The 15214-nt window shown below is 43.7% G+C and carries 12 protein-coding genes and 3 pseudogenes; 5 read left to right on the forward strand and 10 right to left on the reverse strand.

Annotated elements, in window-relative coordinates; genetic code table 11:
* Nucleotides 1-7: 7 nt before the first annotated feature.
* The 8 genes and pseudogenes from V6N89_RS12620 to V6N89_RS12655 form a co-directional block, all read right to left on the reverse strand.
* Nucleotides 8-1688 (reverse strand): annotated as a pseudogene (locus V6N89_RS12620) (AMP-binding protein).
* A gap of 375 nt (nt 1689-2063) precedes the next feature.
* Nucleotides 2064-3761 (reverse strand): putative bifunctional diguanylate cyclase/phosphodiesterase, encoded by a 1698-nt coding sequence (locus tag V6N89_RS12625; protein WP_346992770.1) that lies wholly within the window; start codon nt 3759-3761, stop codon nt 2064-2066.
* Nucleotides 3692-4828, reverse strand: coding sequence for a two-component regulator propeller domain-containing protein (locus V6N89_RS12630; RefSeq protein ID WP_346992771.1), 1137 nt, complete (start codon nt 4826-4828; stop codon nt 3692-3694). Before V6N89_RS12630 ends, V6N89_RS12625 begins: the two co-directional genes overlap by 70 nt.
* 122 nt (nt 4829-4950) lie before the next feature.
* A complete protein-coding gene (locus tag V6N89_RS12635) occupies nt 4951-6150 on the reverse strand; it encodes a ligand-binding sensor domain-containing protein (RefSeq protein ID WP_338517838.1) in 1200 nt (399 codons plus the stop codon).
* A 183-nt stretch (nt 6151-6333) separates the two neighbouring features.
* On the reverse strand, nt 6334-7719 hold the full coding sequence (locus tag V6N89_RS12640; RefSeq protein WP_338517839.1) for a ribonuclease J: 1386 nt from the start codon (nt 7717-7719) through the stop codon (nt 6334-6336).
* Nucleotides 7720-7847: 128 nt separating this feature from the next.
* Nucleotides 7848-8198, reverse strand: a complete 351-nt coding sequence (locus V6N89_RS12645) for a DUF2750 domain-containing protein (protein ID WP_338517840.1) — start codon at nt 8196-8198, stop codon at nt 7848-7850.
* A 44-nt stretch (nt 8199-8242) separates the two neighbouring features.
* The gene (locus V6N89_RS12650; RefSeq protein WP_338517842.1) at nt 8243-9070 is read right to left on the reverse strand and encodes a LysR family transcriptional regulator; all 828 of its coding nucleotides are present in this window, start codon (nt 9068-9070) and stop codon (nt 8243-8245) included.
* A 127-nt stretch (nt 9071-9197) separates the two neighbouring features.
* Entirely contained in the window at nt 9198-9365 is a 168-nt protein-coding gene (locus tag V6N89_RS12655; RefSeq protein ID WP_338517843.1) for a hypothetical protein, read from the reverse strand.
* Between the two features lie 304 nt (nt 9366-9669).
* Between V6N89_RS12655 and maoP the strand changes: the two genes are divergently transcribed.
* Both maoP and V6N89_RS12665 read left to right on the forward strand, forming a co-directional pair.
* Nucleotides 9670-10026 (forward strand): DUF413 domain-containing protein, encoded by a 357-nt coding sequence (gene maoP, locus V6N89_RS12660; RefSeq protein ID WP_338517844.1) that lies wholly within the window; start codon nt 9670-9672, stop codon nt 10024-10026.
* 216 nt (nt 10027-10242) lie between these two features.
* Entirely contained in the window at nt 10243-10989 is a 747-nt protein-coding gene (locus tag V6N89_RS12665; protein WP_338517845.1) for a PRC-barrel domain-containing protein, read from the forward strand.
* Nucleotides 10990-11011: 22 nt separating this feature from the next.
* Here V6N89_RS12665 and V6N89_RS12670 read toward each other — a convergent pair whose 3' ends face one another.
* A complete protein-coding gene (locus V6N89_RS12670; protein WP_338517847.1) occupies nt 11012-11323 on the reverse strand; it encodes a metalloregulator ArsR/SmtB family transcription factor in 312 nt (103 codons plus the stop codon).
* Between the two features lie 177 nt (nt 11324-11500).
* Here V6N89_RS12670 and V6N89_RS12675 point away from each other — a divergent pair.
* Together V6N89_RS12675 and V6N89_RS12680 are read left to right on the forward strand one after the other, a co-directional pair.
* Nucleotides 11501-11849 (forward strand): annotated as a pseudogene (locus tag V6N89_RS12675) (rhodanese-like domain-containing protein).
* Nucleotides 11850-11927: 78 nt separating this feature from the next.
* Nucleotides 11928-12841: pseudogene (locus V6N89_RS12680) on the forward strand (LysR family transcriptional regulator).
* Nucleotides 12842-12852: 11 nt separating this feature from the next.
* Here V6N89_RS12680 and V6N89_RS12685 read toward each other — a convergent pair.
* Nucleotides 12853-13458 (reverse strand): exopolysaccharide biosynthesis protein, encoded by a 606-nt coding sequence (locus V6N89_RS12685; protein WP_338517848.1) that lies wholly within the window; start codon nt 13456-13458, stop codon nt 12853-12855.
* Between the two features lie 420 nt (nt 13459-13878).
* Here V6N89_RS12685 and V6N89_RS12690 point away from each other — a divergent pair, with 420 nt between their 5' ends.
* Nucleotides 13879-15210, forward strand: a complete 1332-nt coding sequence (locus V6N89_RS12690) for a sigma-54-dependent transcriptional regulator (protein WP_346992772.1) — start codon at nt 13879-13881, stop codon at nt 15208-15210.
* Nucleotides 15211-15214 lie beyond the last annotated feature (4 nt).

A 15214-nucleotide genomic window follows, 5' to 3' on the forward strand; every position in this document is an offset into this window, starting at 1 on the left:
AAGCCTATTAAGCGTTCACCCATACTAACTTTTCACTGTAAGAGCCCTGAATGATATCTTCAAATCGCTCTTCTAATACATGACGTTTAACCTTAAGCGTTGGCGTTAACAAGTCGTTCTCGATGCTCCATTCATTTTTCATCACTACAACTCTGTCCATCACTTGGTGACTTTCTAGATTTGCATTAATAGCTTCGAACGTTTTCTTCAAGCTTGCTTCAATTTCCGCTTTGTCCTTCTTCTGAGCATCTTCACTTAGCACAAGTAACGCAACCGGCTGCGGTAAATTAGTACCTGTCACACAAACCTGCTCAACAATGGGGTTTTCCATAAACTTCGATTCAATAGGCGCAGGTGTAACATATTTACCCTTCGCCGTTTTAAAGATGTCCTTTAATCGACCGGTAATCTTAACGTATCCATCTGCATCAATAACGCCTTTATCTCCGGTACGAAGATAACCGTCTTCAGTGAAGACTTCCGCCGTCTTTTCAGGCTCTAAATAGTACTCTAGCATGTTGCAAGGAGACTTAACCTGGATCTCGCCCTCTTCTGACGTTCGAATATCTACACCATCATAAGGTCTGCCTATACAGCCAATTTTGTCGTGCCTAAATGGAACACTGCCCGTGCCATAGGCACTATTTTCGGTCATACCCCACCCTTCAGAGATATTGATACCGATTTTCGCAAACCACTCGATAACCGCGGGCGCCAGAGGCGCCGAGCCGCTTGCCCATAGTCGCGCGTTGTTGATCCCTAATCCGTTGCGGATTTTCTTTGCCACAATTTTGTTGAGGAATGGAATTTTCAACAACGTATCAAGTTTCTTCTGCGGCATTTTAGCCAATACGCCCATTTGAAACTTGGTCCATAAACGGGGGACAGAAATGAATAACGTAGGCTGACAATGGCCAACATCGCGTTGAAATGTTGTCAGGTCCTCGACAAAGTGAATTTTACCGCCGCTGTAATAACTTGAAAGTTCAACCAGCACACGCTCGGTGATATGCGCCAGAGGCAAGTAGCTCATGGTGCGGTCGTTTTCATTAATACCCAACTGGTCAAGTGAACGACGTGCCGCCCAACATGCAGTGTTATAGCTATGTACCACGCCCTTTGGCTGACTAGGTACTACCAGAGGTGTAGATGATTGTCATGATGTCATCCATATCTGGCACAGGCGAGTCTGTTATGGGCGCTATATCCATAAATTGATCCCACTGTTGCTTAGTCGCTATATTTGGATAAGGAAACGCAACAGTGAGGTATTCAGAAGGAATAGAAGCAACTTGCTCCGCCGTATTATCTAGCTTTCCAACAAACAACAGTTTTACATCAGCGTGCTTGAGGACGTACTGCACTGTATCTGGACCAGCTGTCGAAAAGATGGGTACAGAAACGTGCCCCGCCATCATGATGCCCAGATCGGTAATAAACCACTCGGCACAGTTTTTTGAAAAGATGCCAATACGGCTGCCACTAGGAAATGCCATTTCACGTAAACGAGCAGCTACTTTGCGTGCCTGTTCAGCGACCTGTCTCCATGTAAAATCGTGGTATTCGCCTTTAATAGGCTGCGTTAAAAAGACGTCGTCGCCACGGGAATGCTCCCAATGGTATAACATACTTAATGGCGATTTAATTACTTCCGTGCTGTTGGCATTTGCTGTCATATCTAGCGGCATAGTTCACTCATTTGTTGTTATAATGTAGCTCATTTTTACAATGATTTCACAGACTTCTAATAAGCCTTATTTTTTAGCGAATGACAAGCTTTTTAAACAAGCGTTTACATTCTATGCGACGAATAGCGTGGCATCGAGGGTAAGATTTAAATTTCTTATAGTACTGGCTTTTGTTTTATGATGGTCTTATCACTTGAAATCTATACCTAAATGCATGCCGAAAAAATTGCAATCGTGGCTTGTCAGTCCCTGCAATATGCGGCCAACTTTAGGTTTAGCGCTAAACCTGCCAATCTTTGAACAAAAGCGCAGTAACAGCGTCAGCATCACAAGGTTTGGCGTAGAAGTAGCCTTGGTGAAAATAGCATGCCTTGCTCAATAGAGCCTCGGCTTGCTCTTTTGACTCAACCCCTCTGCAACACAGTTCATTTTCAAACTCGACGCGAGTGAGATGGTTGTTGCGACCAAAGCTTCATTTGCGTTCCCTGGCGCCATTTCATTAACAAAACTCTTATCAATTTTGAGCACTGACAATGGATAACGTTTCAAGTAGCTCAACGAAGAGTATCCTGTACCGAAGTCATCGAGCGCGAGCACAAAACCTTCATCAACAAAACGCTGTATTTGACGAAGCGCGTTGTCGGTATCGTCCATCAACACGCCTTCTGTGATCTCAAACCGGAACGCTTCTTTGGGAAGGTCAAACTCATTTATCAAACCAAACACACTGTTTAAATCAAACTCAGTCTTGAAATGCATGGCAGACAAATTAATTGACACATAACCATCGAAACCCGCTTCGTACCACCGCGATAAGTCCTCTGCCGCACGGCGCATAGCCTTTCGAGTAACTTCAATGATGTATTTGAGCTCTTCAAGCACAGGAATAAATTGGTCAGGGTACAGTGCCTCATCATCGAGTTTGCCACGCAACAATAACTCTACACCGACGGTTTTGTGCGAGCGGGCATCAATAATTGGTTGATAATGGTTAAAGAAGCTGTCGTCAGAATAGGCCCGTTTTACCTTGTTTTCTAACTGCAGCCTTGTCTTCGCTCGCTCATTCATGTCTCGCGTGAAATAGGTAAACCCACTCAACGCATCTTTCTTGGCCGTGTACATAGCCACATCAGCCTGTTTTATAAGCTCAGCAGGCTCAGACGCATCTTCGGGATAAAAAGCCACACCAATACTGCAAGACACACGCAGCACTTCTTCAGCAAGAGAAATGGGCGTTTCGACCGACTCAATGATTTGCCCTACAAATGAGCTAAGGTCGTCCTCATTGGTAACCTCTTCAATAACAATGACAAATTCATCGCCACCAAGGCGCGCCACGGTGCCAGAATCAGCGACTAAATTGCGCATACGATTTGCCACAATGCGCAGCAATTTGTCGCCATAATCGTGGCCCAGCGAGTCATTAATGCCCTTGAATCTATCTAAATCGACAAACATGACGGCGACTCTGTGTTCGTGATGCCTCGCTAGAGCGATAGCATGCTCCAGTCTGTCTAGAAGAAGGGTTCGATTGACTAAACCAGTTAAGCTATCGTAGGTCGCTATTTTAAGTAACTTACGCTCGGCATTTTTCTGCTCAGTGATATCAGAAATCACGATGAGATAGTGTTCTGGCGTATTACTCTCACCGCTAACAGCAGTAATATCGATAAGCACGTCGTAGCGCTTGCCGTCAGCACCATCAATGACTCCTTCGTCTTTCCAGAAATCACCACCTTGTAAGTCTGGTAGCTTGGCTGACAACTGGCGATTCAACGTTGGGTAGCGAAGATATAGTTTGGCTAGCTGCTTAGGAAGAGGCTCTTTCTTATTGAAGCCAAAAACATGTTCAAAAGCTGGGTTTGCTGCCACCAAACGTTTTTCGGCATCAAAGATAAGCACCCAGTCTCGAGTTTGCCTGAATGCATCGCTAAACAGAGTAACTTGGTGCTGTGCTTTATGAAGCCTGAATAACTGTTTCTGTCTCGATAACAAATACGCGATTAAGAGCGCCACCAAAAGGCTTGCATAGATACCGTACGCCAACGGTGAACGAAGCGGCGCATAGGGCATTGAAAGGGTGATTTCTGCTTAGGTAACACGGTAAAGTCAAAACTACCTGGTGTAGGGGAAACAGAGAACACATAGTCGCCAGGTTCAATATTGGCAAAGGTTATCTTGGCATCTTCAGTTAAGCCTTCGGTGACAATGCGCTGGCCTTTAAGTAGCTTGTAATAATACTTTACTTTGCCAATACCAGACATGGCCAGTGAAGAGAATTTTATGGTCAAGCCAAAATCTTCGTGCCCTAAATCAAAGTGATGACCATTGAGGTTCATAAGAGGCTGTGCAAGCTCACGATTATCCACTGCCACTTCAGTAATTGCCGTTTGTTTACTGACAATGCTTCGGCTTGTTTCAATGTCCTCAAGCTGCGAGGCAGAAAAGACAACTGCACCGCTAGTAGAGCCGTACGCAAGTCGACCATCGTTTAGTTTAAGTGAAGCACCTTGATTGAACTCCGAGACACTGAGCTCTCGCCCATAAATATAATTCTTTATTTGCCCGGTGGCGGGGTCATATTTGTGCAACCCTTTGTGAGAGCTAAACCATATATTGCCTGTATCATCTTTTTGTAAACCATAAATGGTGTTTGATAAGAGCAAATTCGAGTCATTTAAGTTATAAAGCGGCTCAAACGTATCAACATCTAACCCTACCAGTCCAACACTATTGTATGCCAACCAGAGAACGCCGGTGTCATCAACCACCCAAGAAGAAATTGAACGGTTGCGCCCCCGCTGAGATTCTGGGAAGCGATAGACAAGTTCGTGCTCTGATGTTGTTGGGTTTATCAGCCAGAGCCCGCCCTCTGTCGCCAAAAACAATCGACCTTCGTGATACTCTGATTCGCCTAAGAAACCATGAGTAAAATTAATATCGAAAACCCGAGGATCTAAGTCGAGAATTCGCAGAGACTTGAGCTTGGTATCATAGGCGACAAAACCTTCGTTCCCGACGAAGTAAAGTGTACCGTCTCGTCCAAGAGTCGTGCCTGCACTATACGCATCAAAAGCCTCTTCAGTTCCCCCTGTTGACACTTTAGGACGCGTTGTTTCCTGAGTGCCTGGATCAAACAACCGAATTCCTTCGTAAGTTTGCAGAAACAATTTATTGTCAACTGTTGGAATAATGCGTTCAATTGTACCTTCACCGATATAGGTTTGACGCGAGTGTGTCGCTAAATATTGCTCTGCTTTGCTTAGGTGCTGAAATCGTAATGGTTTAGCCCATTAGACGTCCCAATCCACAATTTATTCGGCTCGGTTTCGGCAAACGCCCAAGTCACGTGACTGGTTAAAGACTGCTCTTTGCCAAACCGTTCATTTTGTATAGTAAAAATGTCCGCACTTTTTACGCCAAAATACAGCGCCCCTGCATAGATTGAGCTCAACCAAATATTGCCCGTCTCATCTTTCGCTATTGCTGTTATTTTTTTATCAGAAATGGCGGTAGTGCCATTATGCGGTTCTAAGATGTGCTCATGTTCCCAACCAGCTGCTGTCTTTGTTAATGAAAACAACCCTCTATTGGTACCAAGCCAAAAACTATCGTCTTTGGCTTCTTCCATAGTCCAAACATTTGTTTGGTCTACTACACGCTCAAATGCACCGCTACTCGCGCCTCTAAGTTGTGCAAGCAACTTGCTTTTATCAGCGACAAATACGTTTTCAACGGTAGATAGCCAAACTCTGTCACTGTTATCGAGCATCAAAAACTTCGCATTGGCATTGTCTAAGTTTGTTTCAATACCATTGAGGTATTCAACTGGCGTCAAGGATAGATCTTTATCGTTCAAGTCGTTAGCAAATAACCCAGTTGTGGTAGCCACTAACAGGTAATTATTTACCGTTATCGCTGCTCTAATACTGTGAAAGTTTTCGATCTCTGTCTTGCTTAACGTTGCGATGGTTTCAAGCGTATTTGTTTGTGTATTAAAACGCTGTACTTCTTCGCCAAGTGCAATAATCAAATTGCTCTCGTCTTGCCAATGAAAGAACTCGGCATGCTGAATGAAATCCTCAAGCTCGTGATAAGGTTTTGGTTCAATCTGAATAACCTCTTGTGTAGACAAATCGAGGTAAAAGACACCTTGTCCATATACACTAAACCAAAGCGCTTTGTTTTCTTGAAGCGTTAGTTTGTAGATTGAAGAGTCAACAAGCGTATTGTTAGGGCCTGTGATACGACGAGTATTGACGCCATCCCACCGTACCGCACCTCCCTCAGTCGCTATCCAAACAAACCCTTCTTCGTCCACAACGATGTCATTCACAACGTCTTGTGGTAAACCGTTCTTAGTTGAAAGAGACTGGAACACTGGGTTTGACAGACGCGGTGAGGCTTCAGCCGTTAGAAAGGCAAAGAAAAGTAAGAAAATCAGGAGGGTAAAGCGGCTCATACCAAAGGTCGTTACTGTTAAATTTTTTATTATGCGCTCAAGTGTAACAGAATGTTTTTAACATGGGCAGCAAAGAAATTGCTCCACTAATGACCACACGCTTTTTATTTAACTCTATGATTTTATGTGCTTATTGTGAAAACGTATTACCTAAGCAAAGAGCGCAAATCGTTAACTCAACGATTAGTCTTGTTCTATGGGTATTCTACCAGTAGCGACGACTTGCCTGCGAATACTTGGTTGTGGAGATAGGCGATATAGATCACCATTTCGGCCCACGTAATGTTTCGTTATTCCGCATTCACGTGCAATCTCTGCATGTACTTTTAAATGCTCTTCTTCACCGTGAACGGGAATTGCAATTTTAGGTTTAACCCAGTGGTACATCAATTTAAGTTCTTCTGCACAGGGGTGACCACTGGCATGTATAGGTAGTGTGCTGTCTGCACTATGAATGACCTTAACGCCTTTTGCGTCTAATGATTTGGTCAATCGCCCTACCGTTTCTTCATTACCTGGAATGACAATAGACGAAAAAATAACCGTATCACCTTTTTCAAGTTGCAAGTGAGGATGTGCGTCTTTAGCCATGCGCGACAGTGCGGCATTTTTTTCCCCCTGGCTACCCGTTGCTACCGCAAGCACTTCATGCGCGGGAAGATAACCCAAATGTTGAGGGTCAGCCAATGTTAGCGAATCAGGCCAGATCCCCTGTTGTTTTGCTATGCCATACATATTGATGAGTGCACGCCCATATAGTGCAAGGTGGCGTCCTGTTTTTTTAGCGATGCGGGCAAGTGAAATAAGTCGCGCAATGTTGCTACCAAAACACCCCACCACAACCCGACCACTCAGAGGGGTAATTGTGCTAAGCAAACCATCATAACAACTGCGTTCAGAAACAGAGAAACCGGGTTTAGGAGCGTTAGTAGAATCTCCGACTAACGCCAGAATTTGTTCATCGCCAAGTTTTTTATATAGCGCTGCATCAAAAGGCAAGCCTGTGATCGGATTGGCATCGATTTTCCAATCTGCAGTGTGCAATACTTTACCAACGGGCGTATCAATTTTAAGGGCAAAAGGTTCTGGTAGGGAATGAGTAATAGCTAACCACGTCACTGAAAATGGTCCTATGTGATGCGTTTCATCAGCGTGTACTTCTATTATAGGCACTTTGTTGGCAAGCTTGCTTCTTGCCAATTTTCGTCTTAGCACTTCTGCAGTGAATGGGGTCGTATAAATAGGCTTTTGAAAGCGTTGCCACAGGTATGGAATTGCCCCTACGTGGTCTTCGTGAGCATGCGTAATGACTATGCCTGCAAGTGCCTCTTTCTGATTAGCAATAAATGAAGGGTCCGGTGCCACAACCCTATGCACATGTTGATGGCTAGCAGAAGTGGTATTGGTCCCCTCGTCTAGGTAAGGTGCTTTCAGCGGCTCATCAAATGATACGCCGCAATCAACCATAAGCCAGCTGCCATTGTGTCCGTACAAATTGAGATTCATTCCAATCTCGCCTGTTCCGCCAAGAGGAACAAACCATAAATCATCAACACCTGGATACAACAAGTTTACCCTACCCCATCATTTACGCGTTTTTAGCTTTTGCAGCAATAGCTGTTAAGAAGCGCCATTTTTGGCCTATCGCAATTGCTTTTCATAACGTTGTAAACGGTACAATTACAATCAGGATCACACTACAAGTAATCAGCAAATTCTTCTGGAGTAATAACCTCTCCTTCCTCGGCAGGAACAGGGCAAACAATAACCATAAGCTCATCTTGCGTCATACCTGGTACCCACTTAGTGAGAAACTCTTCGCTTGATAGTGACATAGCCTCACAGTGCGACCAATCATCGGTCGCCCACAGAAGCGCCAATTCAGCGTCAGGCCATACAGGAACACCATCTTCTTCATCAGTGGTTAACATTACACAACCATGCTCATCCTTGAGGATAAACAATTGCTGTGTTTTCTTGATTGTCGCTAAACTCACTTCTAAACGTTCAAAAGCGTTTTTGTCTAACAAAGGGTGCATTTGAGACATACAATTCCTATAAATTTTGGTTATTAGGCTTACGTGGTGTTGGCTTATTGTTTCGTGACACTGTCAATAATTTCAGACAGTCCGACCCGCCTTACTTGTTTCATTGTATGCACGTAAACATTAAATGAAATACTGTCCAAAGATGCCAGCATGGTCACTTTGGCATGCTCGGGGAATTGCGCTTCAACGCCTACAGGAAGAACCGCTATTCCGCCCTCACTAACTAGATTATTAATAGCAAGATTGAGCGAGTTGGTTCTCAGTTTTGCATCCCGCAGCTGAGGGTATGTCGTTAGCAACCAATCTCGCGCTTTTGCCCCCCAATCTATGGCAACAAAATCAGCCGAATCAACCGTCTCTGAAGCTTCTCCCACGCGATATAACGCCAATTTTTTTTCAAGCATTATCTCGCTGTTCACCTCTTCTGATTTTAGCGGCTCTGTGGAGAACGCAATATCAGTGACTCGCTCGTGAAGTTGACGCGACAACGAGTCTAATGTCAACACTTCCGCTTTCACCGACCAGTCAGGAAAACCATTATGAAGATGGCTTAACATTTGGGGTAACAGCAACTCGCTCGCTAACTGTGTCGCGCCACAAACAACATATTCAGATGACTGGATTTGCAGCTCTTGTTTCGCTTCATTAAGCGTTGAGCAAAGCTGTCTAGCATAAGGCAATAGTTTTTCGCCCGACTGCGTTAGCTGAATGCTATTTCGTTGGCGAATAAACAGTGTCGTGTGGAAATACTCTTCGAGTAATTTTATTCTTGCACTCACCGCGGACTGAGTTAAATAAAGATTTTCCGCAGCTTTTCCGAAATGACGTGTTTTGGCCACCTCTATAAAGGTGGTAAGAAAGCGTATATCCATGCTTATATAAAAACCGAATTAACGTAACGTTAAAATTGACACAGATAATACGGTAAGTAAACACAAAAGCACAGAAGCGCACCGTCGTAAACGGTACGCTTAATCAAAAATTCACCAAGTCGCTTATTTAGTACTCTTCTTGGTGCAGACGACGTTGCTTGTCACGGCGTTGCAAAGCTCTTTTTTGCTTTGCCTTAACATTACTTTGACGCTTGCCATTCGACTTTTTCGCGTGAAAGTCATCCTCTTCTACCGAGTCCCATTCTTCACGCTGGTAACGATAGTCTTTACTCATTGATTTCTCTAATTGTTAGGGTTGTTGACACCTTTTAATTATTGACCGAACCACAAAAATGAAAAACGAATTTTAATCATCGTAGCGATAAGAAATTTTTATTGGTGAAGAAATTCAGTACAGCAGATGTAGTTACTACGATGAATATCAGTAAAATCGGGGGCTCTATGAATTCTGGCCTTTCCTTTTTTGGAGCTTTGATATTGTTCAATTTTTTTTATTGATAAGAGAAAAATCTTTTGTTTTATCTTCTGCTCATTTTCACTTAAAAGTGCGCTGAACATAAAACAACGTTGGGTACATCATGAAAAGTCTAGCTATTCGACTCTCAGTAAAACCATTTATCGATCGCCAGAAGTTTCCTTATGGCTTTCGTAAGTCTGGCGACTTCAGTATCACTGAAGCCGATTTACTTACTCGTTATGGAAAAACATTATTGGGCCTTGAAAGTGGAGAACTAAGCCCTGAAAGTGAAGACGAACGTCATTTCGTAGACTTCATAAGCGGTAAAGCACAAGCAGAAAACAGTGTTGAGAAAGCGTGGGTAAAATACGTTCGCTTGGCGCGAGGTAAAAAGCATTTCTACACATTACACAGTAGTGCTAGCAACCAGTCTGACTATGATGATGACTATACTGACGAAGAATTTGATGTGGCGTAGTCCAACATACTAATTGCCATTAACAAAAAGCCCACTCGTGAAAATGAAGTGGGCTTTTTTTTGCCTAAATTGATCTTGATGGACACAGCACAAGAACAAAATTGAGAAACAGTAAGGAATGTCTACACTTAAGTTGTGTGACGCTAGCTATGTTGAATCGCGCCAATGTCGAGCGCTGGATTTATGCCACACAGGCACGTAAAGGAGGCCGTCAAGATGATTATTAGTTCAAAACAGCTTACCCATTTTGCAATTCATGCGACCGATGACAAAGTCGGAGGAATACGGGACATACTCTTTGACGACGAAACCTATACCGTTCGCTACCTTGTTGCCGATACCAATACTTGGCTGCCGTTAAGTCGCAAGGTAGTTATTTCACCCATCTCAGTGGTGAACTTAGACACAGATGGCGGTTCGATACATATTGATATGACCGTCGAGACCTTGAAAAACAGCCCATCAATAGATGAACACAAACCCGTCTCTCGTGAATATGAAGAAAATCTCTTTAAATATTTCGGCTATGGTTATTACTGGATTGGACCAGGTTCGTGGGGAGAATTTGCGCACCCCAATGAACTGGTTGAATTACAACGTCAAGAGAAAGATGACTCGACAGCCATTGAAAACAAAGAAAATCACTTGAGAGCATGCGGCGAAGTGACGGGCTATGAAGTTGCGACACAAACGGATAATGTGGGCCACATCAGCAACTTTATTATTGATAATAACAGTTGGGAGATTGTCGCTATTGTCGTCGATACCAATAACTGGTTACCCGGCGGTAAGCATCTTGCGCTTCTTCCATCAGACATCACTAATATTGATTGGGCAGCACATCACGTTACCGTTTCGCTAACGCAAGAAGCATTAATGAAACGGCCGGAGATTGACCAAGATAAATTATCAGAATCTGGATATATCGAAGCACTATGCAAAGATATTAAAAACGCTAGCTAGCACGTAAAAAATACTCGCCTTATTACTCGCAAAAGAATTCGTACATTAGTGCAATAAGGCGCTTCACCCTCTCATCGGCAAGGCGATAGTAGATGGTTTGACCATCTCGTCTTGTTGCGACCATCTTCGATTCGCGCAATAACGCTAAATGCTGTGAAATCACTGGTTGGGAAACACTGACAACTTCTAGCAATTCACTCACGGACTTTTCTTGTTTAAGTAATGAACAAAGCACCATCAAGCGTGTCTTGTTGGCAAACTGCTTCAAAAAAATTTCAGCCTCTGATGCATGCTCCATCATATCATCTGAACCAACTATCATTTCCTCTGACATAACCACTCTCAGTTTGTGTTAACCTTACTCAAGGTAAGCTGATACTATACTAAAGTATAAGGCTTTCTGCTGAATTGCCAATAAATGCGACGAAAAGACATAGCTTATATTGTTTTCAATGCGACACAAATATACATTAGGCTAAACTTATATGATTTTAGAACCAAAGGAAATAGCATGCTTATCGACTTAAAAACACGTATTGATAATATCGATTACGAACTTCGAACCATAACAGCCAAGCAAGCTGCAGAAGAGATAACACTCAATAAGGGTATGCTAGTTGATGTGAGAGAGCCTTCTGAAGTCGCCAATCAGCTTAATCAACGGTGCTGTAAACATACCAAGAGGCGTGCTTGAAATGAAAATGCTAGAACAAGTAAAAGAAGCAGCAACCCCTATTTATCTTCACTGCGCCTCGGGAATGCGAGCAAAACTTGCTGCTGAGCAGTTAATTAATATTGGTTATGAAAATGTCAGCGTCATTACGTGTTCGATTACAGATATTAATCAAGCCACAGCGTAGTGATTGCTCCCCGTGCTAGTGTCAATTCACAAGACTATGCTATAACTGCGTAAAAAGTCCCAAAGGAACAAAATTCAGATGCTCAAATCGACATTAGAGCAATGGCGAATGTTCAAAGCCGTCGTTGACGCTGGCGGGTTTAACCAAGCAGCCATCGAAGTACACAAAAGCCAATCAAGTGTTCATCACGCCGTTCAAAAGCTTGAAAATGCCATTGGTGTAGTACTGTTTGAAAATGAGGGACGTAAGGTTAAATTGTCACCGCAAGGTGAACTTATGTATCGACGCGCTTCGTTTCTCCTCAATGAGGCACATAAGCTTGAGGCTGTTGCAACGAGTTTGCAGACGGGTACAGAAACCACACTTCGTATTGCCGTAGACATCATCTTTCCATCTGATCTCTTGTACAATGTTTTGGCAAAAGTTTCAGCTGAGTTCCCACTGCTAAGGATTGAAATAGAAGAGACTGTACTAAGTGGCGCAAATGCGCTTCTCAGTGAAGGCAAAGTCGATTTAGGTATCTCTCCTTTTGTCTTTCCCAATGGCTTCAGCGAAGACTTGTGCGAAATCGCATTTGTAGCAGTCGCCCATGCCGATCATCCTCTACATCAATTAAATCGAACCTTGACCCTTGAAGACCTTAAAACGCACCGCCAAATCGTTGTTCGCGATTCCTCTGCCGAGCGCAAAGCAGACGTGGGCTGGTTAGGTGCCGAACAGCGCTGGACGGTAGGACATGTTCGAACATCGCTGGATATTATTGCGCAAGGCTTGGGCTTCGCCTGGTTACCAATAGCAATTATTCAAGAAGAGCTTGATAACGGTACATTAATCCCGCTACCAATCGACAACGGTGCGGCTTTGCGTAAAGCGTTGCTGTATTTATCATTTGAAGACGGTGATACGCTTGGACTGCAGCGGCCAGAGCTTTTATGGGCGAGTTGCGCTATCAAACGATGAGTTTACCCTCTTCCGGTATGGTAAGTGAATAATCAGAACCGGTTTATGCTGCCACTGTTAATAACTGCCTAAACCCTAACGTAAAACCGAAAGCTGAAATACTTACTCCAATTAGCGCAACTGCGCCGTCATCAGCTGCCATACCGATGGCCATAATAAATACCGCCAACGCAGGTATGAATCCCATGAAAGGGATAAGCTCTAGTGGCACCATGATAAGGCCACACCCAATACAACATAACGCTATTAGCGATCTAAAAAGCGTATGTCGCATAAAGAAACAACGTGGAACGAGAAAGCGATCGATACGCGTTGCGTAAGGTTTTGCTTTTTCTACCACGCTTCTAAGCTGATCTGCTTCACATTCAATAGACATTATTTTTTGAGGTAACCACGGATGGCGACGACCGAGTAATATTTGCAAAGCAATGAGTAAAATTGTCGCACCCGCCAAAGATGGTACGCCAGGAACCGCTCCGATGGGCGTGCATGCCAAAAATGAGGGAAACGCAAGCATTGGACCGAACCCCCGCTTTTCCATTACATCCCAAAAGTCACTGAACGCAAATACATCTTGTTGACGACGAGGCTGCATCTTCGCCAGCATCTCGTACAGAGTCATTGATCTAACGGGCTTTTTGTTCCACATTCTTCCATCCTTTGATAACAATGCCCCTCTCCTATCTACTGCATTTGCAAGGGGACATTCACACAAAAACACGTTTGCCTAGCGCACAAGAATCTGAAGTTTGCGCGCGCGGACGACGGCTGAAAACCTACGTATTGAGTGAAAAATGTGCGAATAATATGCCATTCAAATAACTGAACGCTCTTTTTTGATATCGGAATACTTTTTGCAATCCCCAAGGATAACCCATGCATACTATGCAAAAACGCCGCAAGCTTATGAAAATTTTGCTCGTTTCGTTGTGACTGAACGCCATTCAGTGAAACCAGTTAAACAGCTCAAGGCGCGTTAACATGCACAATAAGTTAGCGTATGATTAAAATAATGTATTGATATTGCTCTATTATTTAAAACTATAGAGAAAATGAGAGGGACACCCGCGTGCTTACCGTATTACTTGTCGATGACGACTCAGAATTCACAGAAGTTGCCTGTACCATAATTGAATTTCTAGGGCACGAAGTACTCACTGCAGCTACGTTAGAAGAAGCACGTAGCTGGTTAGAAAAAGAAACCTTCGACCATATACTACTAGACTTCATGCTGCCTGACGGGAGTGGCGCACACTTATTCAATGAGCTAGATGCGCTACCTAAGCGACCACGCGTCACGCTTATCACAGGTCACCCATCGGTAAAAGGTGTCATCAAGGGGCTGTGTGGGCCGAACATAGACTACCTTGTAAAGCCTATTCAACGAGAAGAAATCGAAGCAGTATTATCGCAAAAGCCAAAGGCCTCAGAGCCGAAAGAAGAAAAGATTGAAAAGCACTTCGACCTTCTAATTGGCGAGTCGCCAGTCATGAAAGACTTGTATAAATTGATTTCACGCGTAAGTAAAACTAGCGCAAACGTCATGCTTTTAGGCGAAAGCGGAGTGGGTAAAGAAGTGGTGGCAGCAGCCATTCACAAAGCGTCGCAAAGTGAAGGTCCGTACATTGCCACAAACTGTGGTGCCTTCTCTAAAGAACTCATCGGCAGTGAGCTATTTGGACATGAAAAAGGCGCATTTACTGGTGCGGTTGGCAAAAAAGAAGGCGTTTTCGAACAGGCTGAAGGGGGTACGCTATTTCTTGATGAAATAACAGAAATGCCCATTGATATGCAGCCCAACCTGCTTCGCGTGTTAGAAAATAAAGTTGTTATTCGTGTGGGTGGAACGAAAACCATCCCCGTTAACTGCCGCGTGGTTTCTGCAACAAACAGAACAATGGAAGAAATTGCGCAAAGCAAAGTGTTGCGCGAAGACATCTATTTTCGCCTTGCTGTATTCCCTATCACCATTCCCCCATTGCGAGAGCGCAAACAGGATATCCCGTTATTAGCCAAAACCTTTATTGAAGAATTTAACAAAGATAATGACGCTAACTTTAAATGGGAAGAAAGCCAACTCGACACGCTGCAGGCTTATGATTGGCCAGGCAATGTTCGAGAGCTTCGTCACTTTGTGCATCGCGCCGCCATCATGAGCGACCCAGAAAAAAGCGATATCGAGTTACCTAAAACAATTGAGTCACCGTTTGCACAAAAGCAAAGTACAACTCCAGCATTACAAGCAGGACGAACCATTGAAGACGTAGAAAAAGAACTCATCTACGCCACGCTCGAAAAAGTTAATGGTAATAAAACCCTTGCGGCCGAAATGCTTGGGATTAGCACCAAAACCCTATACAACAGACTTCACGCTTATGGCGACTTGAGCAAAGAAGACTAATTAA

This window comes from Alteromonas gracilis, from assembly GCF_036870955.2.
Classification (GTDB): Bacteria; Pseudomonadota; Gammaproteobacteria; order Enterobacterales; family Alteromonadaceae; genus Alteromonas; species Alteromonas gracilis_A.

Bases quoted from the DNA above. Each gene is read 5' to 3' on its own strand.
- V6N89_RS12625 (WP_346992770.1), bottom strand. From the start codon at position 3,761: ATGCCCTATGCGCCGCTTCGTTCACCGTTGGCGTACGGTATCTATGCA.
- V6N89_RS12635 (WP_338517838.1), bottom strand. From the start codon at position 6,150: ATGAGCCGCTTTACCCTCCTGATTTTCTTACTTTTCTTTGCCTTTCTA.
- V6N89_RS12645 (WP_338517840.1), bottom strand. From the start codon at position 8,198: ATGTCTCAAATGCACCCTTTGTTAGACAAAAACGCTTTTGAACGTTTA.
- V6N89_RS12650 (WP_338517842.1), bottom strand. From the start codon at position 9,070: ATGGATATACGCTTTCTTACCACCTTTATAGAGGTGGCCAAAACACGT.
- V6N89_RS12655 (WP_338517843.1), bottom strand. From the start codon at position 9,365: ATGAGTAAAGACTATCGTTACCAGCGTGAAGAATGGGACTCGGTAGAA.
- maoP (WP_338517844.1), top strand. From the start codon at position 9,670: ATGAAAAGTCTAGCTATTCGACTCTCAGTAAAACCATTTATCGATCGC.
- V6N89_RS12665 (WP_338517845.1), top strand. From the start codon at position 10,243: ATGATTATTAGTTCAAAACAGCTTACCCATTTTGCAATTCATGCGACC.
- V6N89_RS12670 (WP_338517847.1), bottom strand. From the start codon at position 11,323: ATGTCAGAGGAAATGATAGTTGGTTCAGATGATATGATGGAGCATGCA.
- V6N89_RS12685 (WP_338517848.1), bottom strand. From the start codon at position 13,458: ATGTGGAACAAAAAGCCCGTTAGATCAATGACTCTGTACGAGATGCTG.